Annotated in this window: 27 protein-coding genes, 1 tRNA gene and 3 pseudogenes; 18 read left to right on the forward strand and 13 right to left on the reverse strand. The window is 44.8% G+C overall.

The genetic code is table 11. From position 1 onward, the window contains the following. Positions 1-95: 95 nt before the first annotated feature. A pseudogene (locus QH73_RS25570) lies at positions 96-344 on the forward strand (AAA family ATPase); the annotation flags it as partial. A 16-nt stretch (positions 345-360) separates the two neighbouring features. Here the strand turns inward: QH73_RS25570 and QH73_RS25575 are convergent. The 3 genes from QH73_RS25575 to QH73_RS25585 all read right to left on the reverse strand — a co-directional run bounded on the left by QH73_RS25575 (position 361) and on the right by QH73_RS25585 (position 2,003). After that, complete coding sequence (locus QH73_RS25575; RefSeq protein WP_039713854.1) at positions 361-609, reverse strand: DUF8620 family protein; 249 nt, start codon at positions 607-609, stop codon at positions 361-363. Between the two features lie 7 nt (positions 610-616). Further along, on the reverse strand, positions 617-1,489 hold the full coding sequence (locus QH73_RS25580; RefSeq protein ID WP_039714598.1) for an S-methyl-5'-thioadenosine phosphorylase: 873 nt from the start codon (positions 1,487-1,489) through the stop codon (positions 617-619). Between the two features lie 136 nt (positions 1,490-1,625). Beyond that, complete coding sequence (locus QH73_RS25585) at positions 1,626-2,003, reverse strand: hypothetical protein (RefSeq protein ID WP_039713853.1); 378 nt, start codon at positions 2,001-2,003, stop codon at positions 1,626-1,628. 310 nt (positions 2,004-2,313) lie between these two features. On the opposite strand from QH73_RS25585, the gene QH73_RS25590 reads away from it, so the two are divergent. From QH73_RS25590 to QH73_RS25610, 4 genes are all read left to right on the forward strand, one after another. Continuing rightward, complete coding sequence (locus QH73_RS25590) at positions 2,314-2,745, forward strand: NirD/YgiW/YdeI family stress tolerance protein (RefSeq protein ID WP_039713852.1); 432 nt, start codon at positions 2,314-2,316, stop codon at positions 2,743-2,745. 244 nt (positions 2,746-2,989) lie between these two features. Continuing rightward, positions 2,990-3,799 carry an SDR family oxidoreductase gene (locus QH73_RS25595; RefSeq protein WP_039714597.1) on the forward strand — a complete coding sequence of 270 codons (810 nt, stop codon included), beginning with the start codon at positions 2,990-2,992 and terminating at the stop codon, positions 3,797-3,799. A 135-nt stretch (positions 3,800-3,934) separates the two neighbouring features. Then, on the forward strand, positions 3,935-5,314 hold the full coding sequence (locus tag QH73_RS25600) for a glycoside hydrolase 100 family protein (RefSeq protein WP_039713851.1): 1,380 nt from the start codon (positions 3,935-3,937) through the stop codon (positions 5,312-5,314). 280 nt (positions 5,315-5,594) lie between these two features. Then, the gene (locus tag QH73_RS25610; RefSeq protein WP_132867225.1) at positions 5,595-6,170 is read left to right on the forward strand and encodes a DUF981 family protein; all 576 of its coding nucleotides are present in this window, start codon (positions 5,595-5,597) and stop codon (positions 6,168-6,170) included. 124 nt (positions 6,171-6,294) lie between these two features. On the opposite strand, the gene msrB is transcribed toward QH73_RS25610, so the two are convergent. Further along, positions 6,295-6,789, reverse strand: coding sequence for a peptide-methionine (R)-S-oxide reductase MsrB (gene msrB / locus QH73_RS25615; protein ID WP_039714595.1), 495 nt, complete (start codon positions 6,787-6,789; stop codon positions 6,295-6,297). A 265-nt stretch (positions 6,790-7,054) separates the two neighbouring features. On the opposite strand from msrB, the gene QH73_RS25620 reads away from it, so the two are divergent. Together QH73_RS25620 and QH73_RS25625 are read left to right on the forward strand one after the other, a co-directional pair. Beyond that, entirely contained in the window at positions 7,055-7,852 is a 798-nt protein-coding gene (locus tag QH73_RS25620) for an ABC transporter ATP-binding protein (RefSeq protein WP_039713850.1), read from the forward strand. A 136-nt stretch (positions 7,853-7,988) separates the two neighbouring features. After that, entirely contained in the window at positions 7,989-9,224 is a 1,236-nt protein-coding gene (locus tag QH73_RS25625; RefSeq protein ID WP_039713849.1) for a glycosyltransferase family 4 protein, read from the forward strand. 14 nt (positions 9,225-9,238) lie between these two features. Here QH73_RS25625 and QH73_RS25630 read toward each other — a convergent pair whose 3' ends face one another. Beyond that, positions 9,239-10,726: a hypothetical protein gene (locus tag QH73_RS25630; protein WP_039713848.1), complete on the reverse strand. Its 1,488-nt coding sequence runs from the start codon at positions 10,724-10,726 to the stop codon at positions 9,239-9,241. A 729-nt stretch (positions 10,727-11,455) separates the two neighbouring features. Here QH73_RS25630 and bchL point away from each other — a divergent pair. From bchL to QH73_RS25650, 4 genes and pseudogenes are all read left to right on the forward strand, one after another. Then, positions 11,456-12,322 carry a ferredoxin:protochlorophyllide reductase (ATP-dependent) iron-sulfur ATP-binding protein gene (gene bchL, locus QH73_RS25635; RefSeq protein ID WP_039713847.1) on the forward strand — a complete coding sequence of 289 codons (867 nt, stop codon included), beginning with the start codon at positions 11,456-11,458 and terminating at the stop codon, positions 12,320-12,322. A gap of 34 nt (positions 12,323-12,356) precedes the next feature. Next, positions 12,357-12,620: pseudogene (locus QH73_RS29425) on the forward strand (DUF5331 domain-containing protein); the annotation flags it as partial. A gap of 317 nt (positions 12,621-12,937) precedes the next feature. Beyond that, positions 12,938-13,126, forward strand: a complete 189-nt coding sequence (locus QH73_RS25645) for a hypothetical protein (protein ID WP_132867227.1) — start codon at positions 12,938-12,940, stop codon at positions 13,124-13,126. Continuing rightward, entirely contained in the window at positions 13,123-14,523 is a 1,401-nt protein-coding gene (locus QH73_RS25650; protein WP_039713846.1) for a ferredoxin:protochlorophyllide reductase (ATP-dependent) subunit N, read from the forward strand. Before QH73_RS25645 ends, QH73_RS25650 begins: the two co-directional genes overlap by 4 nt. Positions 14,524-14,786: 263 nt before the next feature. On the opposite strand, the gene QH73_RS25655 is transcribed toward QH73_RS25650, so the two are convergent. From QH73_RS25655 to QH73_RS25680, 6 genes and pseudogenes are all read right to left on the reverse strand, one after another. After that, positions 14,787-15,011 (reverse strand): hypothetical protein, encoded by a 225-nt coding sequence (locus QH73_RS25655; RefSeq protein WP_132867229.1) that lies wholly within the window; start codon positions 15,009-15,011, stop codon positions 14,787-14,789. Positions 15,012-15,025: 14 nt separating this feature from the next. Continuing rightward, a pseudogene (locus QH73_RS25660) lies at positions 15,026-15,445 on the reverse strand (efflux RND transporter permease subunit); the annotation flags it as partial. A 31-nt stretch (positions 15,446-15,476) separates the two neighbouring features. Next, positions 15,477-16,199 (reverse strand): IS1 family transposase, encoded by a 723-nt coding sequence (locus QH73_RS25665; protein WP_132867318.1) that lies wholly within the window; start codon positions 16,197-16,199, stop codon positions 15,477-15,479. A 191-nt stretch (positions 16,200-16,390) separates the two neighbouring features. Next, on the reverse strand, positions 16,391-16,768 hold the full coding sequence (locus tag QH73_RS25670) for an efflux RND transporter periplasmic adaptor subunit (RefSeq protein ID WP_052289807.1): 378 nt from the start codon (positions 16,766-16,768) through the stop codon (positions 16,391-16,393). Positions 16,769-16,917: 149 nt separating this feature from the next. Continuing rightward, positions 16,918-17,412, reverse strand: a complete 495-nt coding sequence (locus QH73_RS25675; RefSeq protein WP_039713844.1) for a cupin domain-containing protein — start codon at positions 17,410-17,412, stop codon at positions 16,918-16,920. Between the two features lie 217 nt (positions 17,413-17,629). Then, positions 17,630-17,701, reverse strand: a tRNA-Val gene (locus QH73_RS25680). A 214-nt stretch (positions 17,702-17,915) separates the two neighbouring features. On the opposite strand from QH73_RS25680, the gene QH73_RS25685 reads away from it, so the two are divergent. After that, positions 17,916-18,530: a metal-binding protein gene (locus QH73_RS25685; protein WP_039713843.1), complete on the forward strand. Its 615-nt coding sequence runs from the start codon at positions 17,916-17,918 to the stop codon at positions 18,528-18,530. A gap of 39 nt (positions 18,531-18,569) precedes the next feature. Beyond that, complete coding sequence (gene mazG / locus QH73_RS25690; protein ID WP_039713842.1) at positions 18,570-19,388, forward strand: nucleoside triphosphate pyrophosphohydrolase; 819 nt, start codon at positions 18,570-18,572, stop codon at positions 19,386-19,388. Between the two features lie 17 nt (positions 19,389-19,405). Here the strand turns inward: mazG and crtH are convergent, their stop codons facing one another. Then, positions 19,406-20,950, reverse strand: a complete 1,545-nt coding sequence (crtH, locus tag QH73_RS25695) for a carotenoid isomerase (RefSeq protein ID WP_039713841.1) — start codon at positions 20,948-20,950, stop codon at positions 19,406-19,408. A 434-nt stretch (positions 20,951-21,384) separates the two neighbouring features. Here crtH and upp point away from each other — a divergent pair, with 434 nt between their 5' ends. The 3 genes from upp to QH73_RS25710 all read left to right on the forward strand — a co-directional run bounded on the left by upp (position 21,385) and on the right by QH73_RS25710 (position 22,868). After that, complete coding sequence (gene upp, locus QH73_RS25700; RefSeq protein WP_039713840.1) at positions 21,385-22,035, forward strand: uracil phosphoribosyltransferase; 651 nt, start codon at positions 21,385-21,387, stop codon at positions 22,033-22,035. 57 nt (positions 22,036-22,092) lie between these two features. Continuing rightward, on the forward strand, positions 22,093-22,443 hold the full coding sequence (locus QH73_RS25705; protein ID WP_015156462.1) for a ssl2009 family thylakoid membrane protein: 351 nt from the start codon (positions 22,093-22,095) through the stop codon (positions 22,441-22,443). Positions 22,444-22,583: 140 nt separating this feature from the next. Then, the gene (locus QH73_RS25710; protein WP_039713839.1) at positions 22,584-22,868 is read left to right on the forward strand and encodes a YggT family protein; all 285 of its coding nucleotides are present in this window, start codon (positions 22,584-22,586) and stop codon (positions 22,866-22,868) included. 205 nt (positions 22,869-23,073) lie between these two features. Here the strand turns inward: QH73_RS25710 and QH73_RS25715 are convergent, their stop codons facing one another. Next, complete coding sequence (locus tag QH73_RS25715; RefSeq protein ID WP_374189073.1) at positions 23,074-23,532, reverse strand: hypothetical protein; 459 nt, start codon at positions 23,530-23,532, stop codon at positions 23,074-23,076. Between the two features lie 372 nt (positions 23,533-23,904). On the opposite strand from QH73_RS25715, the gene QH73_RS25720 reads away from it, so the two are divergent. Together QH73_RS25720 and xylB are read left to right on the forward strand one after the other, a co-directional pair. Continuing rightward, complete coding sequence (locus QH73_RS25720; RefSeq protein ID WP_039713838.1) at positions 23,905-24,540, forward strand: hypothetical protein; 636 nt, start codon at positions 23,905-23,907, stop codon at positions 24,538-24,540. 81 nt (positions 24,541-24,621) lie between these two features. Continuing rightward, entirely contained in the window at positions 24,622-26,088 is a 1,467-nt protein-coding gene (xylB, locus tag QH73_RS25725) for a xylulokinase (protein ID WP_039713837.1), read from the forward strand. The last annotated feature ends 25 nt before the right edge of the window (positions 26,089-26,113 follow it).

Raw genomic sequence — 26,113 nt, forward strand, 5'->3', positions numbered from 1 at the left:
TTTACTCATGTCGCTCTCTCGGTGCTGTGTACTAGTTATTCGCAGCTTACACCGAGTGAGCTTTTTTACTACCCAACCCACTTTTCAAACACCCTCTTAACGAGGCTGATAACTTAGCTCCCGATCGCTCTACAGAAATTGCTCAATCAAATTATAAGACTGAGCGAATTCTCAGCTTGCTCGATGGCACGTTGTATCAAAGTGTCATTGATGAATCGGGCATTCAGGAGCAACAAAAGTTAGTCGTGTTGATGACTTGCAATACGACACAAAGATTAGATCCGGCGATGTTACGCAAAGGAAGGATAGATTCGATCTACGAGTTCACCCACCAATTCGTGTAATTTAGTCACATTGAATTCAATTCTGCTGAGAATTGAGCCGCTTTGTTACCCAACTCGCTAACCCACTAATAATCGTTCCAGCCATGAGAATACCGATCGCGGGAGTAAAAACAGGTTGCCACAGCTTATACCATAAGTCTAAACCCAAAGGTAAATGCAAGACGTGACCAGTAACCGCGATCGCCAGCCAGAAGAAAGCAAAGAGGACGAGAAAGAAATCTGCTACTAGGGCAAGATTTATCCATTTGAGAAATTGCTCTTTCATATCAATTTCATAGATATTTCTTCAACAACAGACCCAATTTTTCTTGAGTTGCCACAGGCACTTTATTTAGGGGTGTAAGAATAGCATACTTTAAAGCGGAGTGCGCTTCTGAGGCAGGAGGATTTTTACTCAAGCGCCGTACCGTTTCTTGAATCACCATTTGGGCATTCTTGGCATTACGTTGCAGGTTAGCAATTACCATCTCGACGGTAACGCTGTCGTGGTCTGGATGCCAGCAGTCATAATCTGTTACCAGGGCTAGGGTAGCGTAGGCAATTTCTGCTTCTCTGGCTAACTTTGCCTCTGGTAAGTTGGTCATACCGATAACCGTTGCACCCCAACTGCGGTACAGGTGAGATTCTGCTTTGGTAGAAAAGGCTGGACCCTCCATGCAAACGTAAGTGCCGCCACGATGTAGGGTAACATCTGAAAGATTGAGACTGGCGATCGCCTCAGCTACAACTCCCGCTAGTCGATCGCATACTGGATCGGCAAAAGCAATATGGGCGACAATTCCCTCGCCAAAGAAAGTCGAGATGCGATTTTTCGTGCGATCGATAAATTGATCGGGTACGACCATATCTAAAGGTTTCGCTTCCTCCTTCAAGGAACCAACAGCAGACGCAGAGATGATGTATTCTACGCCTAACTGTTTCATAGCGTAGATATTGGCACGAAACGGTAATTCTGAAGGTAAAAGCGTATGATTGCGACCGTGGCGGGCGAGAAAAGCTACCCGCGTTCCTTCTATGGTTCCTGTGATTAAAGCATCTGAGGGCGCACCAAAAGGCGTATCAACTTGCAACTCTTCTACATCCTGAAGTGCTTCCATTTTGTAGAGTCCGCTGCCTCCAATGATGCCAATTTTTGCCTCTGCCACGATTTTCGCTCCACGCAATGCTGCAACGTCAGATTATTCTAAGGCAAATAAGCAACAAAAAACCGCTGCAATCAATTGGCAAGATTGTCAAGCGGCTGACCTCTGGAGTATTTAGCTGTCTCCAATATTTGCAGGATTAAATGATTCCCGGTCCTTTGTGGCGTTGGTCGCCTTCTTCAGTCAGCTTGCCTTGTTCGTCTTCATCCAGTGCTTCTAATGTTTGCTGGCGTTCGGCTTCTTCTGCTTCTTTAATAGCGGTGCGATCGCCTGGAGTTTCGTAATACATTTCGGGTTCAACTGCATAGTTATTCGCTAAACCCTCTTGGTCTACAGTAGCGCCGCCTGTAACGTTGAGGCTTTCAGCACCAGCTTGTTCTTCAGCTGTTTCCCGATAATTTTCACCTTCACGATCCATACGAGCTGCTACCTCTGCTGGAATAATGCCACGATCTGCCGTCGAGGTATCCATCTCGTCATTACGGGTAACTTTTTCTTTAGATCTTGCTTCACTCATGAATTTTCTCCCAATAAATTTGTTTATCGTTGGGATCAATGTAAAACTTTCCTTTAGCTAGATGGATCTACCTTTTGGAGAGTTTGTGTCAGATATAAGAATTGAATATCTCTATCTCAAGATGTAATTTGAGTTAGATTCGTCAGCAATCTTTAATAGCTCAAAAACTAAAAAATAAAATAAAGCTTAGTTATTTTATGCAGTCACATCGTAGTTTTTTCTGCTAACTGCTGATTTCTGACCTCTTGTTGTCATATTTGCATCATTTTTATACTGAAAGCTAGAAGCAGAATATTGGAGGCAAACAACTATGAAGCATGGAGCGTTCTTGAGTTTAGCCTTGACAGCAGTTGTGGGCGCGATCGCCATTCCTATGCTGCCTAGCTTTGCCCAGGCGCAAAGTACAACGAGAATTGGCAATCTACAGCAACGTGCCAGAGGTACGGTCATTTCTGGCGAAGTCGTCAGCGTTGTTGGTAACGATTTCACCCTCAGAGATGGTTCGGGAGAAATTATTGTCGATGCTGGTCCCCGTTGGTGGCGAGAAATTAATCTCAAACCAGGGGAAGAAGTGACTGTAAGGGGTGAGATTAGCAAAAAAAGTGGCGAGTTTGATGTCTTTTCTATCACTCGTGCTAATGGTTCCACGATTGAAATTCGCCCTGCTGAGGGTCCGCCACCTTGGGCAGGCAAGCCAAAGCCCGAACGTCTGCCCGCAGCGACTCAACCAGTAAAACCATAAAGTGGTACTGCTGTAAAACTAGAGCGATTGGCAAGAGAAATACAACATGCAGCAACGACGGATGCTACAGCTACTCGCGATCGCCCTCAGTATTAATAGCTTAGTATTCGTCGGCTGCACTCAACAGCGTCAGTTTGGCAGAGAAAACCAAACATAACTTAATTCCTAACGTTCGGATTCTACAGCGACAGCTTGACCATTGACATGCAGAATGATGGTGTATAGAGATAAAAGCACGATTATGATGAAAGGATTAAAAGGTAAAAATGTACTGGTGACTGGTGCGACGAGTGGAATCGGACAAGCAATTGCCATTCGTCTCGCTGCTGAAGGATGCAATATTGCCATTAACTATCGTAAAAGCCCTGAAGCTGCTGAAGATACTGAAGAGATGGCAATGCAAAAAGCATGTGGTGATATTGAAAACTGTGGTGTCAAATCTTTGCTGGTGCAAGGAGATGTTTCTAAAGAAGAAGACATCATTAACATGGTTAACACTGCGATCGAAAGATTTGGCAGTTTAGATATTCTGGTTAATAATGCTGGAATTCAAACTGAAGCCAATTCTCACGAAATTGAAACGGCAGAGTTTGACCAAGTGCTAACAGTTAATTTGCGAGGTGCTTTTTTGTGCGCCCGTGAAACTATCAAACACATGCTCTCCCAAAATCGCTCGGGAATTATTATCAACATTTCTAGCGTTCACGAAATTATTCCCAGACCGATGTATCTCAGCTATTCCATCAGTAAAGGTGGAATGGAAAACATGACTAAAACCTTAGCATTAGAGTATGCCAATCGAGGAATTCGAGTTAACGCTGTTGCACCAGGAGCCACGATTACACCGATTAACGAAGCTTGGACAGATGACCCAGAAAAGAAGGCAGTCGTTGAAAGTCACATACCGATGGGTCGTGCTGGTACTGCCGAAGAAATGGCAGCAGCAGTTGCTTTTTTAGCTTCGGATGAAGCCGCATACATTACCGGACAAACCCTATTTGTTGATGGCGGATTGACGCTTTATGCAGATTTTCGAGAAGCTTGGTCAGCTTGATTGAAAGTCAAAAGTCAAAAATCAAAAGTCAAACAATGGAAGTTTAAACGAATGAAGTTACTTTACAAACAATGATACTCTTAATTTAAACTAAAACCTTTTTGGCACTGACTACTAATTAAATTGATAAACAACATGTGGGAAAAAGAAGCCTGGAAGCTACTAGAAACCTCCATTATCTACTACCAAGGGCGACCGATTGGCACGCTGGCAGCGCAAGATCCAGAACTAGAAGCACTCAACTACGACCAGTGTTTTATTCGCGATTTCGTCCCTTGTGCCTTAGTATTTCTCATGCATGGCAAGACAGAAATTGTGCGTAATTTCCTGATAGAAACGCTGGCAATGCAACAGAATCACGATCGCGAGATGGATTGCTTTGCGCCAGGACCAGGCTTGATGCCCGCTAGCTTTAAAGTGGAACATGACGGCGACAAAGAATACATAGAATCTGACTTTGGCGAAAGCGCGATTGCTCGCGTCCCTCCCGTCGATTCTTGTCTGTGGTGGATTCTGCTTTTACGAGCTTATGTCAAAGCTACAGGCGACATTACGCTAGCTCATCAATCGGATTTTCAAACGGGCATGAAACTGATCCTAGATTTATGTCTAGTGCATCGGTTTTCCATGTATCCTACCCTCCCAGTTCTAGATGGCTCGTTTATGATTGACCGTCGCATGGGAGTTTACGGGCATCCTTTAGAAATTCAAGTATTATTCTATGCTGCTTTACGGACTGCCAAAGAATTATTATTATCAGAAAATGGCGGCGATCGCTATCTTGATGCTATTCATCAAAGATTAGGCGCTTTAAATTACCACGTTCGCGAGTACTACTGGTTAGATTTACAACGGTTGAATGAAATTTATCGCTTTAAGAGTGATGAATTTGGTCAAGAAGTGGCAAACAAATTTAATATTTATGCTGAATCAATTCCCAATTGGTTAACTGAGTGGTTGCCCGAAACCGGAGGCTACTTAGCTGGAAATCTGCGACCAGGACAAATGGATTTTCGCTTTTTTACACTGGGAAATCTGTTGGCAATTTTAGTTTCCTTGGCTAGCGAATCGGAATCACAAAGCATTATGGATTTGTTTGAACAGCGCTGGCACGATTTGATTGGCTTTATGCCTTTGAAAATTTGTTTTCCTGCTTTAGAAGGTTTAGAGTGGCGGATCGTGACTGGATGTGACCCGAAAAATATCCCTTGGTCTTATCATAATGGTGGTAGCTGGGCAGTTTTACTCTGGTTATTTGCTGCCGCAGCCCAGAAAACAGGACGACAAGAACTGGCGAGTAGAGCGATCGCGCTGGCTGAAACTCGTTTAGTTCAAGATAAATATCCCGAATATTATGACGGTAAGAATGGACGTTTAATCGGTAAAGAAGCCAGAAGTTATCAAACTTGGACGATCGCAGGTTTGTTAGCAGCAAAAGAGATAATGAATAATCCAAAACATATTGAATTATTCAGTTTTGAGGAGGGAATCGAAAGTCCAGGTTGTCACTTGTAGTCATTGCGAGCTACTCAGGGCGATCGCTCCAACTCACTAATATAGCCAATGAAATCATTGGTAATGCAAGCAGCCAATTTTCCCCTAACACAGATTCTCCAGTCAGAGCCGATCTATCTCACAGCGTGGCAATATGTAGAGGCAAATAATAAGGGGTGCAGTTATAGTTTGCACCCCAGTTTTGACATAGAGTTTTAAATTTAGAATTGAACTGTTGTTATATAGCTTCAAGACGCTGGCGCTAGATTTCGGAAAATCTACTCTTGGTTGAGGTTTATTTGTGTTTATCGATTACATCACGCTGATGTTGATTAACATGGTCGCTGGGTTGTTTTTACTGGCGTACTATGTCTATGCTGGCTTGGACGATCCCTACCAAAACAAATGGATTCCTGGGTTTGGAATTACGGGCGCGATTGCACTCACCACTGGATTGCACATGACTTTAACCTGGACTGTCAGAGGCAGTTTCAATATTGCATTTGGTGAAACGAGCGTTCTGTTTGGGATTCTGTTTATTGGTACCTCTATCAGCTTGGCAAAAGGCTGGGAGTTAATTACTCTAGCAATTTATGGTTTCTTTGCTGGGCTAGTCGCAATCGTAGTAGGCGTACGCCTGATAAACTTGGGATTGACGAAACAACCTATCCTCTCAGGCATCGGCTTCATTTTGACGGGATTAGCCGGAGTTTGTGCCGCACCAACACTCTGGTACTTCAAAAATAACCGTTGGTGGCGAATCATTGGAGCAGTCGGATTAATTGCCGCTGCATTAATTTGGGCGCTGACCGGATACATGGCTTATTGGAGTCACTTAGATACTTTTCAGCAGTGGGTTCCCGCACCAATGCGGTAGCCACGGCAACCAAATTGCCCAGTCGCGATCGTCAATGCCTTTGATAGCCTTTGTCAATTGGATGAGAGACAAGATCTGTAGGGGCGCTTTCTCTGTGCGCCCCTACGAGTACATCGCTGTCTTATCAGCTAGGAACAAAGTTCATTGCCACACCATTCATGCAATAACGCTTGCCAGTCGGTTTGGGACCATCATCGAAGACATGACCCAAATGCCCGCCACAGCGACGACAATGGACTTCAACTCTGGTCATAAACAGTGACTTATCTACAGATGTCGCGATCGCACCTTCAATCGGAGTAAAAAAGCTGGGCCAGCCAGTACCGCTGTCAAATTTAGTCTCCGATGTAAATAGCGGTAGGTCGCAACCAGCACAAACATACGTACCTTTGCCATATTGCTTATCTAAGGGACTCGTCCTAGCCCGTTCGGTTCCGTGTTGGCGCAGGACGCGAAACTGTTCTGGTGTTAATGTTTCGCGCCACTCTGCCTCAGGTTTTTCGATTTCAAATTCATTCTTTGCCGTTGCCATATCATTCGATCTCCAAGGTAGATAACGCGATAACAACGCCGTGCCAACTACTGCTGCACCAGCGTGTAAAAAATGTCGTTTTTTCATCATCTATTATTATTCTGACTGATGAGTTGTGGAAACGCGATCGCCCCCAATACAAGCTAAGCAAAAACTCTGAGTTCCGGCTGAGATGAAAATTAAAGCTAGCTAAGAATCATTGACTTCTGACTTCCTCGATCGTTTATCTGTAGAATTATTGTCAATAGTTCGCAATTACTCCAATCCCGAACCATTAAGGCTGGGACTAGGCATTCTTACTTGCTCTATTTGTTAATTCGTCGTTAATTTGTCATCGTCAGAGATCGAGCTTATGAAAGGATTGTCAACCAAAAATCTCTCTTTAGCTTACGACGGTACGCCGATTATCCATGACTTGAATTTGGCAATCCCTAGCGGACAAATTACTGCTTTAGTCGGTGCAAATGGTTGTGGTAAATCAACCTTATTACGGGGACTAGCCAGATTACTCAAACCTCGTGGCGGTGCGGTCTATCTCAATAGCAGTTCGATTTTACAGCTTTCTACCAAAGAAGTTGCCCAGCAGTTGGGAATTTTACCCCAAGCTCCAGTCGCACCAGAAGGATTAACAGTACGAGACTTAGTAGCACAAGGGCGTTATCCTTATCAAAACTGGTTGCAACAGTGGTCGGTACAGGATGAAAAAATCGTTCAACAGGCGCTGTTGACTACAGATTTACTAGATCTTGCCGAGCGATCGCTTGACACTTTATCAGGCGGACAACGACAGCGAGCTTGGATTGCGATGGCTTTGGCGCAAGATACGGAGATTTTACTTTTGGACGAACCGACGACTTTTCTCGATTTAGCCCACCAGATAGAAGTTTTAGATTTGTTGTATGAGTTAAACCATCAGGGACGGACAATCGTGATGGTGTTGCATGACTTAAATCAAGCGTGTCGTTATGCCGATTATTTAGTAGCTGTCAAAGATGGTCGAATTTTTGCCGCTGGATCGCCCAAGCTAGTAATAACTGAAGATACGATCCAAGAGGTTTTCGATCTGGAGTGTCGTATCGTTGCCGATCCAGTTTTGGGAACCCCAATGTGCGTACCGATAGGACGTAAGGGCAAGGGAAATAGATCGTAAAGTTATCAGGGAGCAGAGAGCAGGGAGCAGGGAGGAAGAGAGCTGCTCTTGAGCTGGGGGAGAAAGAACCCAACAGCCGACTTACGACTTACGACTTACGACTTACGACTTACGACTTACGACTCACCTGTTGCTAATGACTACCATCGCTATTATTGCTGGTACATATCAACCCGATCGCTGTGGTACTGCCCACTATACCGCTTATTTAAGACAAGCTCTGGCAGAACAGGGAGTGAATTCGATCGTACTCACAACTCAGGCTGCGGCGATCGCGATCGACGATCCTAACGTTAAGGGAGTTGTGACGGATTGGGGATTGTCTCAAATATTATCTCTAGTCCGTGCTGTCAAATCTACTGCTGCCGATCTGCTGCACATTCAACACGCAGCTGGGACGTACCGCTTTCAACGCCCGATTTTTCTCTTACCACTCCTGTTACGAGTTTTTGGCTACCGAAAACCAATTGTCACCACCGTGCATGAGTATGGTTGGTGGGAATGGCAACCAAGAGGAATTCCACCTCAGTTTTTGGAATGGCTGAAAATGTGGGGACAACAGCGGGGATGGTGGGATCGAGAAGATGGTTTTTTACTCACGGGAAGCGATGCCATGATTACGACTAACGCCGAGGCAGAAAGTGTCATCCTCAAACGAATGCCAAATTATACCGATCGCTTGCACCGAATTGCGATCGCTGCAAATATTACAGTAGTCCCGATCGATCGCCAACAGGAGCGACAGCAGCTACGACAGCAATTTGGTTGGTTGCCAGGTAGTTTTGTGGTTGTCTTTTTTGGCTTTCTGCACCCGGTTAAAGGAATCGAGTATCTATTATCGGCATTTAGGCAAGTTGTGACTCAACAGCCCCAGGCGCGATTGTTATTACTGGGAGGTGTAGAAAGTTTGGCTTTACAGGGAGAAGCAGCTAAATCTTATTGGGATCGGCTGCAACTATTAGTGAAGGAACTCCATCTGAGCGATCGCGTTTCGATGACGGGTTATGTCAGTGGTGAAACAGCTTCTCACTACCTCTCTGGAGCCGATCTGGGCGTGTTACCCTTCAATCATGGTGTGACGCTCAAAAGCGGCTCCTTACTGGCTTTAATGGCGCATGGTTTGCCTGTAATTGCTACTCGCAGCACCCCACCAGATCCCGATTTATTAGCTGAAAATCTGCTGGAACTCATACCAACTCGTAATGTCGCAGCACTAACCGAGGCTTTGCTTAAACTCATTTTAGATAAATCGAGATGCGATCGCCTCAGTGCCACAGCCAGTAAATTGAGCGATCGCTTTACCTGGTCTGCGATCGCCAAAGCACACACCGATATTTATCAGCAATTACTAGCAACCAAGAAACAAAATTAACTGACAACCGATAATTAATAACAGCCAATGCCATTTGTCACCAGAATAGTTCCCCAGCGAGTTTTCTGAAAAGTCTGAAATTCTGCTCGCCATTGTTTTTGTAACTCAGTCGGAAAAACTTGTTCGCCCTTGCCTTCTAAAAAAATCGTGCAGGCTTCAGTTGCCATAGCTTGAAAATCTTGTTGGCTAAACTTATTTTCAACACCTGGATTGGGAAAATCAATTCCTGGGGCGCGAAAATAGATTTCAATTGGAGTTCTGACCAGCTTTTTTCCTGCCTCAACAGCAAAGATAGGTTCCATAGTTAGGAGTGGTTCGGGCGTTTTGGCAAGTGCTGCAACTGTTTGATAATAACTGGGATTCTGATTATTTGCCCATTGCTCGTATAACGAGGGAAACGTCGTTGAAAATTGATACAAAAAGATCGATATATAAATAATTAACGCCACAAAATTTGCCGCGATCGCACTTAAAGGGAGACGTTGGCAAAATTGGTAAATTCCCACTCCTAGCCCAAATATACCAAAAGCAAATGCTGGTGCAGCACCAGACATGTAATGAGGAAAGAAGTTAGAAGAAAGAAAGGTGCTGGTTACGACTAAGCCAAGAAATGCTAAAGCGGAAAATCTTAATTTTCTTTGCCAGATAGCAGTATAGATAAGTCCGCCGCAACCAAGTAGATATAAATATATATCTTTTTTAGCTTGTAAAAGAACAAACAAACGCTCGAATCTGCCAGTTGCTTCGCGGTTTATTTGCCCGAATACAATTTGGTCAAGACTGTGGGGGACAAACACAAAATAGATAAATAAGATAAATATTGCTAGAACACCGAGTAAAAAATATTTTTTTAATTCTCGCGATCGCTGCACTCTTGTCTCTTCAGAGTAAATCATCGCCACAGCCAGAAAAGAAAAATTTAATAAGTTAGGTAGAAATAGTAATACTGACGATCCAAATAAGAGAGCTTGTATGATTGGTTTCCATTTCCACTGCTTTTGACAAACACCTAAATAAAAGAAGAAAATTAAAAAATTATTTGCAATTTGTCTAATTGCCAGAAAGCGAAAATCCTGAAACATCAGCTCGTGAAATGTCAGGTAAAATAAAATGGCAAGAATGGCGGCTGAAGAATTATCTCGTAACTTTTTACAAGTTAAATAAAAAGGAACGACAGCAAAGCAATTCAAAGCAAGAAATAACAACCGTACCCAGTACATATTTCCGGTTAATTTCAAAACGATGCCACTGTACAGAGGTAATAGCGGCAAATGCCAAAGCGGAAAATCTTTGTGTGGTACGAGTCCTTCCAGCATCAATCTGCCCGCTTCTGCATAAACTCCTTCGTCAGTAAATGGGAATGCCGCTAAATGTAAGTAACGGGCTTGCAGGTAGAAGAAAAAGCAGGCGATGAAGAATGATGGCAGAACGAGATCCCAGCCCCGATTAGACTTGCGGCGTAAATCTTCCTTACTTCTTCTAAATCTGAGATTTTGTGGCAAGCGTAGACAGAAATTTAAGTTAGTAGTATTGACATACAGTTGATTCTACTGCTGGGAGCGAGAATTTGCGATCGCATCTAAGGAGATCCCCCCAACCCCCCTTAAAAAGGGGGGCTATTTGTTACACCGTTGATGGAGAGGCTAGGGGGAATCGAAACTGATGCTGGGAAAAATTAATGATTCTTTGTATAAACTGAGCGATCGCTTATTACCAACCGCTTTCCTTACCAGCTAACTCCATTGTCACAGTGCGATCGCCATAGTTTTGCTATTTATCTCGTAACATAGCTCAATTTCAGCAAAATTTAACTCTTACTCAGAAGACACCTCAATCGCCCTTAGCAAGAGAGATTAGGGAGAAATTTGCGATCGCCATTACAAGTTTTATAAGTATAAATACTCTAGCTTTGGGACTCAGCGATCGCGATCGTTTCCAAAAACAAGTTTGTTTGTATTTTGTAACTATTTATATAAAACAAATACACAAAATTGTTTTAATAGGTTAATTTAAGCTTGAGTAGAGCTTTCAGCTGATATCAGAGGAAATATTACTTTCATTACTTCATAGATACTGATTTACTCTCTTTTTTATCTTAAGATGCCCTTTCATTTCCCTTGCCCTTGCCAGATAATGACAAGTAATCGAACCAAAAACGGCAATAAGCAGGCTAGTTGAAGCGCCTTCTTGAGCCAGAGCCATAACAAAACAACGATAGGAGCCAACCCAACGTGAAACTTGCAGTCTACGGAAAAGGTGGCATCGGTAAATCTACAACTAGCTGTAACATTTCTGTCGCTCTTGCCAAGCGCGGTAAAAAGGTTTTACAAATCGGCTGCGATCCAAAGCACGATAGTACCTTTACTCTGACAGGATTTTTAATTCCCACCATTATCGACACGCTTCAGTCAAAAGACTATCACTACGAAGATGTCTGGGCTGAGGACGTGATTTATAAAGGATACGGCGGCGTAGATTGCGTCGAAGCAGGAGGACCACCAGCAGGTGCGGGTTGCGGTGGTTACGTTGTCGGCGAGACAGTCAAGCTGTTAAAAGAACTCAACGCCTTTGACGAATACGACGTAATTCTATTTGACGTATTGGGTGACGTGGTATGTGGTGGCTTTGCTGCCCCATTAAACTACGCTGACTACTGCATGATTGTCACCGATAACGGCTTTGATGCTTTGTTTGCTGCCAACCGTATTGCTGCTTCCGTCAGGGAAAAAGCACGCACGCACCCCCTACGACTAGCAGGATTGATCGGCAATCGTACCGCTAAACGCGACCTGATCGATAAATATATCGAATCCGTACCCATGCCCGTATTAGAAGTATTGCCACTGATCGAAGATATTCGCGTCTCTCGCGTCAAAGGCAAGACTTTGTTTGAAATGGCTGAATCCGATCCTTCCCTGAATTACGTCTGCGATTACTATCTCAACGTTGCCGATCAAATTTTGGCACGTCCAGAAGGTGTTGTCCCGAATGACTCGCCAGATCGCGACTTATTTGCCCTATTGTCTGATTTTTACCTCAATCCCACCAAACCACCTGTTCCAACTCCAGAAGAAGAACTAGACTTGATGATGGTTTGATCGGTCTAGTATTTTTGGATGAGGTGTACAGTAGATGGCATTTTTCACAGACTTAACGGCATCTTTAAAACAAAAGTGGGTGCAATTCTTTCATGCCAATCATGCTTGGATTGCTAAGCAAATGGAAGTAGAATACGTCACCACGCCCGATGGTGGAAGGCGACCATCTTCTAACCTCATCCTGGGAGTTGTGAGCGCGCTGGAACCGCAATTAGCGGAATTGATGATTCCTTTTACGAAACTCAATCCCGATCTCAACGCTTTGATTGACGTTCTGGAGTTAAATTTTGACCCAGAAAAGATGCAAAGCGATCGCCCGCATAATCCGATGGGAAACCCCCATCCCCATAACCCAGATACACAAAACTCAGACGCACAAATGGATGCGCTCATGGGTATGATGGACGATCGCGCCGAAAGCGAGTTGGATGCATTATCTAGGGGCAATGTCCCTCCTACAACAGCGCAGGCAACTGGACAAACACCTGACGTAAAAAAAAATTTTAGTCAGTCTGACTTCGGCGATATCTGGGCGGACGAACAGCCTGCGAGTTCTAACCGTCCTAGAGAGGGTAAAACTGGCGACGACGAGATTTCACGTTTATTTCCTGAATTTTGAGGGAGCAGGGAGCAGGGAGCAGGGAGCAGGGGTTAAGAGAGCTGGGGGAGCTGAGGAAGCTGAGGGAGAAAAAACACTCACCACGCACCACGCACCACGCACCACTCTCTTTCCCAACTCCCGACTCCCGGCTTTCGCCTCCCCATTCATCCTTTAAATCAGAAGGGGAGAACACCGATTTATGACTTTGACACAACCGGAAGCGCTAAATTTTGAATGCGAGACTGGGAATTATCATACGTTTTGTCCGATTAGTTGCGTCGCGTGGCTCTACCAAAAAATTGAAGATAGTTTCTTTTTAGTAATTGGGACGAAGACCTGCGGCTATTTCTTGCAAAATGCTATGGGGGTGATGATTTTTGCCGAACCCCGCTATGCGATGGCAGAACTAGAAGAAGGGGATATTTCCGCCCAGTTGAACGACTATGAGGAGTTAAAGCGATTGTGCGAGCAAATTAAGCGCGATCGCAACCCTAGCGTAATTGTCTGGATCGGTACTTGTACCACCGAAATCATCAAAATGGACTTGGAAGGCTTAGCACCCAAGTTAGAATCCGAGATTGGTATCCCCATCGTGGTAGCGCGGGCAAACGGCTTAGACTATGCCTTTACCCAAGGGGAAGATACAGTACTGGCAGCAATGGCAGCCCGTTGTCCGAATGAAGCACCCGTAGCCGAGACTGAGAAAAACGAACGCAACGCAATTCAAAAACTCCTCCACTTTGGGAAGAAAAAAGAAGAACTTGCCCAAGAAGAATCTGAGTATGTCGATCATCCGCCACTGGTACTATTCGGTTCTCTACCCGATCCGGTTGTTACCCAACTTACCTTGGAATTGAAAAAGCAGGGAATCAAAGTTTCTGGTTGGCTACCTGCCAAGCGTTACACCGAACTACCAGTTCTAGAAGAAGGGTATTATGTCGTTGGTGTCAACCCCTTCTTATCGCGGACGGCAACAACTTTAATGCGTCGTCGCAAGTGCAAACTCATCGGCGCACCCTTTCCAATTGGTCCCGATGGGACTCGCGCCTGGGTTGAAAAAATTTGCTCTGTATTCGGCATCACTCCCAAAGGATTAGACGAACGAGAAGCTCAAATTTGGGCAAATTTAGAAGATTACGTGCAATTAATTCGCGGTAAATCTGCCTTCTTCATGGGAGATAATTTACTGGAAATCTCTCTGGCAAGATTTCTAATCCGTTGTGGCATGACCGTACCCGAAATCGGTATTCCATATATGGATAAACGCTACCAAGCGGCTGAATTGGCAATGCTAGAAAAAACTTGTCAAGAAATGGGCGTACCATTACCTAGAATTGTTGAGAAGCCGGACAACTACAACCAAGTTCAGCGAATTTATGAGTTGAAGCCAGACTTAGTCATTACTGGTATGGCTCATGCTAACCCCCTAGAAGCACGGGGAATCAATACCAAGTGGTCTGTAGAGTTCACTTTCGCCCAAATTCACGGCTTTACCAACGCCCGCGACATTCTCGAATTGGTGACTCGACCCCTACGCCGCAATAACAACCTCAAAGACTTGGGTTGGGACAAGTTAGTCAAGGAAGAAGCCAAAATTTAGCAAAAGTCAAAAGGCAAAAGGCAAAAGTCAAAAGTTAAAAGCCAAAATGCTTAACCAGAGCGACACTCTGCATTCTAGCCGTAAAGTTAAGCAACCTACTAATTGTAGAGACGTTCTTTCACACGTCTCTACTTTTTGCTTTTTGCGCTCAGATAGCAGCCATATGTATATAAATAACTTATTCTTCTGGTCAGAGGGAGTTAAAAATCCGATCGATTAGCTTGGTAAAGAATGGCAACAAAACTTGTGAAACCTTGCCCACCTTAGACGTGATGGCGATCGCTCTGCTGTTTTAGCTGGCGTAAACTCTCTTGACTACAACCAAATATAAATCCTAGAGTCGATCCGACAACAAGATACTTACGCTCTAAACTACGATAAATTTCAGCAGTGTAAGGACTTGGTAAAGCACGACCAATAACCCAGCCAATCCCTGCTCCTAGTAAAGCAGTCACAATACCTGAGAAGATAATCCTTTTGGAATTCATCTTTGACTTTAGTTTCATGATTGAGAAGTATCTTTCTGAAATTTGGCTGTCTGGCTAGGAACAGCAGCAATCATTTCCTGAACTATGGAGTCATTCGGTTTTGGTCGATCGGAAGGATCGCTGTCCAGAAAACGACTTTCTAAAGTTTTAAATACCACATATAACACTGGCACTACTAGTAAACTCAAGATAGTTGCAACTAGCAGTCCTCCAAACAGGGCTGTCCCAATCGACCAGCGCGAAGCTGCTCCTGCTCCCGTAGCAATGACTAGCGGGAAAAACCCTACCAGGGATGAAACTGCCGTCATCAAGATGGGACGGAAGCGTTCTCCTGCTGCTTTCTGAGCTGCCTTAATAATAGTCAGACCTTCTGCTCTAGCTTGGTTGGCAAACTCCACAATCAGAATTGCATTTTTACTTGCAAGACCGATGAGCGGTAGTGGTAAATATGTAGTGATAGCTAGCTCAAGCCTGTAAGCAGGCATTGTAGTAGTGGATGAAATACCAAATAGCACCAAGATGATTTTCTAGTTTTTTTGAAAAAGATAGAGTGGCTCTAACTAGGCGAGAAATTCGTTGACGCATAGTATTGTTAAAGCGCTCAATATGATTAGTTTTACCACTCTCTCTTTTTACTGGTCGGTGACGTTTTTTTGGAATAACGTTTTCATAGGATGCCCAAAAATCTGTGTGACAAATAGCGCATTGGCGATAAAGGGATGGTAGAGAGTTCCATAATCCTATGGCTCCTTGTTTGCTCCGATCGCCAACGTAAACTCCCACAATTTCTCTAGTGTTTCTGTCCATTGCCAGCCATATCCATTGCTGATCTCCCTTGCAATCTACAAATGACCAAGCCTCATCACATTCAACAGTTAATTTTCCCTTGGGCTTGCCTGAAACGTTTACCTGACGGGAAACATGAGCATATTTATCATTGACATAGTCTTGTAGCAAGGTTGATGAAACTTGAGCAGACCGAGCAATTCCAGCCAGGGGAATCTTTTCAAGTAAAAGTCGATCAATTAGTTCTTTAGTTTCTTGGTTAATAACTTTCTTTGTTGGATTTTCTACAAACTGTCTTTGACAGTCTTGGCACTGAAATTTAGGTTTTTTATTATGAATTCTGCCATTTTTAACGACGTGATGAGAATGACAGCGAGGACAAGTAGGTCTGGGCTCTGACATCGGCGCTGCAATCATTAAAGTTTGACTTGTTTTGAACTTATTAGACTTATTATTCTAACATTTTGGCTTAGTTTAAAAGGTTTGAGCAACAAAAAATTTTAGCTGTTAAGCCTAATGAGCCTTATTAAGCTGAAGTAACGGAAATAATTTAAGTTAGTAAGTAGAAATTTTCACTACATATCTACCACTACCTATTGTTTTTCTGACACGAAGACAAAGCTTTTACTACCCACGCGGGAGATTGCAGTCGTGGGGATTAAAATCCTAGGTTGAGAATTCCAAACAATTCTTGCCTCTACCTGTTGTCCGTCGCGGAGGTTTCCTTTGGCATTCGGAAAACGTGCCTTGACGAGGATAGTTTGCAGGTTTGGATGGATGTTGGGTGAGATAAAGCTGACTCGCCCTTGTCCCCAACTCTCACCAGTACTAGGAGCAATGAGTTCTACAATCATTCCCTGGCGCAGTTGTCCAGAATGGCTAGCAGGAACGGAGAGTCGCAGATCGAGGTAATCGTTACGGGTAATTGTGGCGATCGCCTCACCCGTAGACACGTAATCCCCTTGCTTCACAGGTAAATCTCGGCAGTGTTTGACTTGTGTGGTTTTCTGCTGGTAAACGCTTGAGTTAATTGAGTTCCAACGTCACTACCCACAAATTGAAATTACCATTTATTGCTTCAGTGCTTTGTGTTTTTATGGTTTTACAGTCAGCGATCGCACTATCCCTGCTGAGACGGTGGCGGGACGATCTCGATCCCGTACTTAGGGGCAGTGGTAAGAATTCTGTCTAGGTCTTCAGGACTCAGCGATGCTCCAGGGGTAATCTGACCATTTACCGCTTTTCCCACTTCAGCAATAAATTTCTCAAATCCAGCGGGAGTTACCCAAACCAACATCTTAGCATCTGTAACAGTCAGATTTGTAAATCGGTGTAGCTGACCTTGAGGGGAATGGAGAAAAGTTCCAGCCGTTGCCACGAGAGTACGATCGTCAAGCTGAAATTCAATCTCTCCCTCTTGAACGTAGAATGATTCATTTTCTCGCTGGTGGCGATGCAGAGGCGTACCGCCTTGAGGCGCAACGATGACTTCACAAAGCGCATAGGCTTCTCCCGTCTCTTCACCAATTGCCTTGAAGGTATAGAGGTCTTGACCAAAGTAGTAAGAACGACCTTGACCTGGTTGAACGTAAATTCCGTTTTGATGAATTGTCATTGCAACTACTCTTTTAATACTGCGACGTAAATAGATGCTACCAGCTAATGCTCGTATGACAAAAATTGGTTCAAATACTGTATTTTGGAGTGTATTATACGTACTCCAAGCCTAGATGTAGTGCGGCTCGAATTTTTGGCAACAGTATCACCATTAATAGCTACCTGCTTTGGTTGGGAGAACAATGACAAATAATCTGTTATTCGACAATAACTTATGGGCGATACAAGATTCGAACTTGTAACATCCTGCTTGTAAGGCAGGCGCTCTACCGTTGAGCTAATCGCCCGTGTAGCCGTTTTTCTCACGGATGTTTATCATAGCAAACATCTACGATTTAGATCCAGCTTTTCCAAAAATTATTTTTTACTTGGAAGTGAGTAGCGAGCAGTTATCAGTGACCAGTTATCAGTTATCAGTGACTAGTGGCTGGTGGCTAGTGACTGGTATTGCTCCCCGACTCCCTATTTTAAATTCAACAACTTATGCAACAGGTCTAACTTATGCCCTCTGGTCAAACTCACGATCGCATTACTCTCTGGAGTTTACCTGTCATCGCCGGGATCGCCTTCGGACAAACTCAGAGCGGCAACATTACATTAATCCTATCCGGGGCATATTTATTTAGTGGACTGATGTTTGGTCCCGACTTAGATCTCTACTCCCGACAGTACCAGCGTTGGGGTTGCGTGCGCTGGATTTGGATACCCTATCAAAAAACTGTCAAACACCGTTCTATACTGTCTCACGGATTCGCGATCGGCACGATCCTCCGCCTTGTCTACCTTGCCATCTGGTTAAGTATTTTAGGACTTTTCTTTTTGGGAATCGCTCAATTCGCGTGGAATATAGGATGGCACTGGCAAACCTTGTGGGAAACGGTCAAGCGATCGCTAACTCGTCACACCACCGAATGGATCGCGCTCTGTCTCGGACTAGAATTAGGAGCGATGAGCCACGTTATCAGCGATTGGAGCCATTCTACCTATAAACGCCAGCAGAAACAAAAAAGCCGCAATCTCCCACCGCGACGTGGCAAAATAGTCAGAAAAAAGGAGACAGGAGATAGAAGAGAGCTGAGGAAGCTGAGGGAGCAAAGGAAAAGTCGTAAGTCATAATTTGCTCAGCAACTACCAACTACCAATTACCAACTACCAATGACAAATGACAAAATCGCCGCCCTACAAGATCTAATTAATGTAGTAGCCAAATTACGATCGCCTGATGGTGGTTGTCCTTGGGATTTAGCCCAAACACCAGAAACATTAATTCCCTACGTGACGGAAGAAGCTTATGAGGTCGTTGACGCAATTCGGAGTGGAGATAAAAATGCGATCGCCGAAGAACTAGGCGATTTACTATTACAAGTCGTCCTGCAAGCTCAAATCGCTTCAGAATCAAATGATTTTAGCCTTGCAGAAGTTGCCGAAGGCATTACCCAAAAACTAATTCGTCGCCATCCTCACGTCTTTGGCGATATCACTGTAGAAAACGTCGAACAAGTGCGGCAAAATTGGGAAGAAATCAAAGCTGCTGAAAAAGGTGAATCGCCAATTGCAGCAGAAAAACTGACCAATAAACTTTTACGATATGCGCGAACACTCCCACCCCTCACCGCTGGAATGAAGATTTCACGCAAAGCTGCGGCAGTCGGTTTTGAATGGGACAATGTAGAAGGAGTCTGGGAAAAATTTAACGAAGAATTGGCAGAATTTCAACAGGCGATCGCTCAAGAATCTCCCGCAAGGCAACAAGAAGAACTGGGAGATTTGCTATTTGTCATTATTAACCTGGCACGGTGGTACGATCTCGATCCTGATGCAGCCTTACAAGGTACAAATCAGCGTTTTATTCAGCGCTTATCTCATGTAGAAACATTAGCAGGTCGTCCCCTAACAGATTACTCTTTAGAAGAATTAGAAACTCTCTGGCAGCGTGCCAAAGCTCAGCTAAATCGGTCAGATAATTTGCCGTAATGCTGCTATTTGTACCGTTACAAACCCAAATCTACGGCAATTCTATGGGCGCAAGCAAATCCTGAAAATGCGACTGCATTCAATCCTTGCCCTGGAAATGTACTATCACCAACGCAATACAATCCAGGTACAGCCGTGCGATTAAACGGCATTCCTAACAATCCCAATAACTTACGCTGAGGTATGGGTCCATACGTCCCGTCGTCTCGTCCTAAAAAGCGGCGATGAGTGCGAGGCGTGCCTACCTCCATATAGTCTAAACCCGCATCTAAACCAGGAAAAATCTTTTCGAGGCGATCGATCAAACGTCCAGCTGCATCTTCTTTCTTCTGTTCGTACTGAGTCGGCGATAACCCTTGCCAGTCCTCTATCCAACTGGGGGTAAAAGTGTGGACGATATGATATCCATCAGGCGCTAACTGGGAATCTAATAAAGTTGGAATCGAAACAAAAATCGTTCCTTCTGCTGCCTCCATCTTGCTCCAATCTTCTAATAAAACATGGTGGCATTCCGTTCCTGGTGCTAACACATCTGCTTTAACTCCTAAGTGCAAATTGAGAAAACCAGGAGATTTTTGATATCTTTGTTGCCATTTCTGTTCCGAGGGAGGCATTTTCTCGGCTGGCAGTAATTTTTCAAATGTATCCCAACGAGTTGCATTAGAAACAACGCGCTTGGCGCGATAGACTTCTCCTGATGCCAGTTGCACGCCTACCGCACGTCCGTTTTCAGTCAGAATATTTGTTACCCTCGCTTCATACTGAATTTTCCCGCCAGCCTTTTCTAACCCCTCTACTAATTTCAGTGCAATTTGACCCACACCCCCTTTAGGGTAATTAATCCCGCCATAGTGTCTGTCTGAAAACACCATCCCTGCATTAATCATCGGTGTCATATCGGCAGGTACGACCGACCAGATGTAGCACTCCATGTCAATAAACTGCAACAACTGTGGGTCTTTAATGTAGCGTCGTGCCACATCGCCGACATTTTGAGGCAAATACTTAGCCAACCCCAAACACGATAAAGGATGCTGGAAGAAAACTCGCGTCAAATACCGAGGTTCTTCTAACGATAGCAAGTCCATACTGTTGAGACAGTTGAAAACTTTCCAGCACTCGTTGTAAAATTTGCGGATGCCTTGGCGCTCGTGGGGAAAATAGGCTGTCAGTTCTTGCAAAAACTTCTCATAATTGCGGTGAACTTTTAAGTCTAAACCTTTGGGTAAATGGTATTGAACTTGCACGGGATCGGGAGTTGTTTCCAGGCTCACATCAACTGCGGCTAAGGCTTTAGTCAGTAAGTTGGTCGTGCCTTGCGTCCCGAAGCCAAAAATCATTGATGCCCCAACATCAAAACGGTAGCCTTCTCGCTCGAAGTATCCCGCACTACCACCAGGAATCAAGTAGCGCTCTAATACTAGGACTTTAGCGCCTTTGGCTGCTAGTTGAGTTGCTGTCACCAATCCCCCAATGCCTGAGCCGATGATGATGGCATCAAATGAGGAGTGAGGAGTGAGGGGTGAGGGGTGAGGGTTAGCGGCAGGTAGAACGGCAGGCATGAGGTTAGCAGTTGAAAAGTCTTTACTAAATTTATAGTGTACCTTTTCTGTCTCTCGCTCCTCGCTCCTCGCTCCTCACCCCTAAAAAAATGGGGATTAGCCGCACTTGCTGACCAATCCCGTCTGCCGATCCTTAAAGAGAGGAGAACACTTGAGAAACAATATAAACTCGATTGAGAATAAATGTCAATACTAATGAAAAATATTCTCAACTGTTGCCAAGATGACCTACCTGATGTAAAGGCGATAAATTTTGCGTTTCTACTACTGACAACTGACAACTGACAACTGACAACTGACAACTGACAACTGACAACTGACAACTGACAACTGACAACTGACAACTGACAACTGATAACTGATAACTGAATAACTGATAACTGAAAAAGAGTATGATGATTCAACAATTGCATCACCTTGCCTTCTAGAGATTCATGACATTGCAACTGCGCGTTTACGTTCCTCCCCACCCGTTAATTCAGCACTGGTTGGGTGTTGCTCGCGATGCTGATACTCCTTCTGTGCTATTTAAAAGCGCAATGACAGAACTAGGACGATGGTTGACCTACGAAGCAGTACGTGAATGGTTGCCAACAGAGGAATTAACCGTGCAAACGCCTCTAGCGACTTGTCCGGCAACGATGATTAATCCGACAGTGCCGATCGCGATCGTCCCAATTTTACGAGCGGGGTTAGCATTGCTAGAGCCAGCGCAAACTGTACTACCTATAGCATCGATTTACCATCTCGGTTTGGTGCGTAATGAAGAGACGTTAGAAGCAAGTTGCTATCTGAATAAATTACCAGCTCAGTTCCCACCTGGGACGCGGGTGTTGATTACCGAACCGATGTTGGCAACGGGAGGTTCGATTACGATGGCAATGAGCGAACTGACTAAACGTGGAGTCGATCCGGCGCTAACACGAATAATTTCCATTGTTGCCGCTCCCCCAGCTTTACAAAAATTAAGTGTGGCGTATCCCGGCTTGGTTGTATATACTGCAACCATTGATGAGGGAGTGAATAGCCAAGGATTTATCGTGCCAGGATTGGGAGACGCAGGCGATCGCACCTTCGGTACATAAGGTTCAGCACATAAGGTAAGATGCAGCTGGGATCGTATTCTTTGGGATGGTGAGATTGTGAGTCAGCGTGATGGATTTAGCACTGGATTTATCGCCGGGACGATTGTAGGAGGCGTGTTAGGAGGCGCGATCGGCGCACTACTAGTTACCCAAAGATCGTCAGAACAAGCAGCCGATCCAGATCGACGCAATGCCAATCTAGCCGGATCTAACAACAGGCGATCGCGGCGACAATTTAAAGCTGCTTCAGAACAGAGTATCGAAATCGCTCGCCGCAGCTTAGAAGATAAAATTGCCCAGTTGAATGAGACAATTGACGAAGTACGCTTGACGTTAGGACAAGTCAATGGGGAGCGGGTAGGGGATTCCGAGCGTGTCCCGCACCGAGAAGAAGACATCGCGCCCTAGAATAGTATTATTCTATTTCGGGTTGCTAATGCTAATGGATGATGTCACCATCAACCAGCTCCCTCCTTTGCTAGTCGCAAAGATCGGTTAGATTGAAAAGAATTGTGGCTATTGATATTTGACAGGAAAGTTACCCATCTATGAGTTCAACCCAGCTACTTGTAAATACACTTGCAACCTTCATCCAAATTTATTCTGTTCTCATTATTATTCGGGTCTTGCTGACCTGGTTCCCCAGTATTGACTGGTACAATCAGCCTTTTGCAGCGTTGAGCCAGATTACAGACCCCTACTTAAACTTGTTTCGCTCAATTATCCCGCCTCTAGGTGGGATTGATATTTCTCCCATCTTGGCAATCCTTTTACTCAATTTGGCGGGTAGTTTGGTCGGTGGACTGAGTGGATCTCCGACAATGGGTTTTTAATTGTGATTGGTTATTGGTCATTGGTCGCGAATCAATTAGCGATCGCTCGCAGTTAACCCAGAGTATAAACATTTTTGTAAGGGTATGTTGGCGTAACATGCCCTTACAACTTTATTTGATTGGGATGCATTCCAGCAATTACCTAACGCATCCTACACGATTATTGTTACAAACGAATGACGAATGACGAATGACGAATGACACCTTATTTACGAATTTGGGCAGCAAAACCTGCTGCTTTAAATTGTTTCAACTGTAAAGGTAGAGGTTGATTTGCCGGAACGGAGAGTCGCATTTCAAAATCGCTAACTCCTGGTGGAATTTCGGGAATTGAACCCAGACGAGTACGGTTTTGAATCATCGGGTCGTTATTAGCATCATAAACTCGTCCGAAAATATCAGCATCATAAACAGTTTTATTCGTGGAATTTTCAGCTTTACCAGTGACGATAAAGCACTTTGCTGCCCTAGTGTTACCACCACTTGTCACTGCTCCTGCTGCTAGCTCGGCGGGACACTCATGATAATCAAGATTAGTTAATTTAATTTGAGTCAGGGCATGAGCAGGGGGTATATATAACCAGGCGCTAAACCAGGCGATCGCTCCCACAAAGCAAGAGAAAACTAAAGCCAGAATCCGCCGCATATTTTTAACTGTAATCATAATCGGGACTATAGCAATCCTAAATGATTCGTAAATTTTGGGTGTTGTTTGTTGGCGGTAAACGCTGCGCTACACTCCGTGAAGACGGTTGACTGTTAACAGTTAACTGTCAACCACCATAACAATAAGTTTATAACTCAAGTAAGACTGCTATAAAACCTCAGCTTACCCTAATCAGTGACCAGTGACCAGTTATCAGTGACCAGTGGTAATTGGTAGTTAGTAATGGGAATTGGTTGACAGTTGACAGCTGACGGTAATTATTCTCCCTTGTCTCCCCCCTCTGCCTTGTCTCCTCACTCCTCGCTCCTCACTCCTCGCCCCTCTGTAATAATTAAGAAAATAGAAATTAGCAGTAACGTGCTATTGGCTATGACTCCAGGTGAGATAGAAGCAGCCTTGCAAGCAGCGATCGCCCGCTGCGATGCCATAAATTGCCCTTTGAATCCACAGCAGCAACAAATTCTGCGGCAAGTGGTGTTGGAATCGCTGTACAACGAAGGGGGGGGAAATAGTAATCGTCAAGAGTGGCAGGAAATAAATCCTCTAGACGAATTGACTCTCGAACAACGACAAAGTTTTTTACAGTTTGTGAGGGAAAAAGAGCAACAGAATCGACCTTGGAAAGTTCAATTAATGAACGATTGGCTGCAAGAGAGAGATTCGGGTAGCGTCCAATTTATTCGCGATCGCTTTGGCTTATCTTGGCTCAATCGGATCGAACCATCTCATTTTGAAAAATATGTAGAAATTGATGACGAACCGCCAATGAAATTGAAAGTAGGCGATCGCATTGAGGTCTCTAATGCTTTGTGGGAGTGGGTTCAAGATGAAGGACCTTGCAGCCGTCAATGGTTTGTCTGTACCGTGCTTCAAGTTAACGAGGTTTGTAATGGTGAAGATATTATGACTAGTTGCATCATTCGTTTAATAAATACGGGTATGGAGTATGAAATTCAGGGAATTTATCAGTGGAATCGCTATTATTGGCGTTGGCTTCAGCGGTAATATTTGATTTCTATACTGGGCTTAAATCGATCGCCATTCTAAAATCGCTAAGATAGGATTTGTGAATTTGGGAAAAAGCGGTTGGCTGACGTTGTTATCGGTTTAGATTTGGGTACGGGAGGGGTACGAGCGATCGCCGTCGATCTTCAAGGGAAATCGATCGCTCAGACGACAAGAAGCTATCCCCTGTTAACGCCACAACCAGGTTGGACTGAGCAAAACCCTACTGATTGGGTTGCAGCTAGTTTAGATGCTCTATCAGAACTAACGCAAAGATTGAACGGACACCCAGCGATCGCCTTGGGTTTGTCTGGACAAATGCATGGCATGGTGCCGCTGGATGCAGATGGTAAAGTCATTAGAGCGGCTATTTTGTGGAACGACCAGCGCACGGGTAAAGCGGTTGATGCAATTGAAACTGCAATTGGGCGACAAGAGTTAATTCAACGCACAGGAAATCCAGCCATTACGGGATTCCAACTACCAAAGGTAGTATGGTTGCAGACAGACGAACCGCAAGCATACGATCGCCTACAGCAGATTCTTTTGCCAAAAGACTATCTCGGATACGTGCTGACAGGAGAGGCAGTGACAGAGCCTTCGGACGCATCCGGTACGGGATGTTTGAATCTGGCGCAGAGACAATGGGATGCAGACATACTGAATGCCCTGAAAATCGAGCCACGCCTATTTCCTGCTGTAGTTGAGTCTACCGCGATCGCCGGACGGTTGAAATCGGAAATAGCTAGTCGTACGGGATTACCTGCTGGATTACCTGTGGTTGCGGGTGGTGGCGACAATGCAGCGGCGGCGATTGGCTTGGGTATTTCGTCTCGTCATTTAAACCGAGGCAGTCTCAGTATCGGCACGTCAGGAGTTATTTTTGTCCCGTGCGATCGCCCGATTCCCGATCCTGAAGGGCGAGTGCATTTATTTTGCCATGCTGACGGTGGATATCACTTACTAGGAGTAACACTAGCGGCTGGTGGGGCGCTGCGTTGGTACAAAGATACATTTGCCTCAAAGCTTGCCTTTACCGATTTGATGGAGATGGCAGAGCGATCGCTACCTGGTGCGCGTGGGGTGTTATTTCTCCCCCATTTAGCTGGAGAACGCAGCCCCCACCTCGATCCTGATACTCGCGGGGCTTGGGTTAACCTGTCGTTGGCTCATACACAGGCAGATCTGGTTCGTGCCGTCTTAGAGGGGGTTGCATTTAGCTTGCGAACGGCAATGGAGATCGTCAGTGAGATTACGCCCGTTCGTCAACTCTTGGCAACGGGTGGAGGCGCGAGATCTAACACTTGGTTGCGGATTTTAGCAGACATTTTACAAGCAGAACTGATTGCTCCCGCTTCGGAAGAAGGAGCCGCTTATGGAGCCGCTATTCTAGCAATGGTAGGAGTTGGCGCTTATCCAAATTTGGAGGTGGCATTTGAGATCTTGCCCCAAGATAGTAAAGTCGTACAGCCAGAAGCAAATCCTGCATACGAGGCAGCATTCGGGCGATACAGCTTGCTATACGAAGCCCTCAAAGCCGTCCGCTGACAGAACACTATGTAGGGGGGCGCAA

Source organism: Scytonema millei VB511283, from assembly GCF_000817735.3.
Taxonomy (GTDB): domain Bacteria; phylum Cyanobacteriota; class Cyanobacteriia; order Cyanobacteriales; family Chroococcidiopsidaceae; genus Chroococcidiopsis; species Chroococcidiopsis millei_B.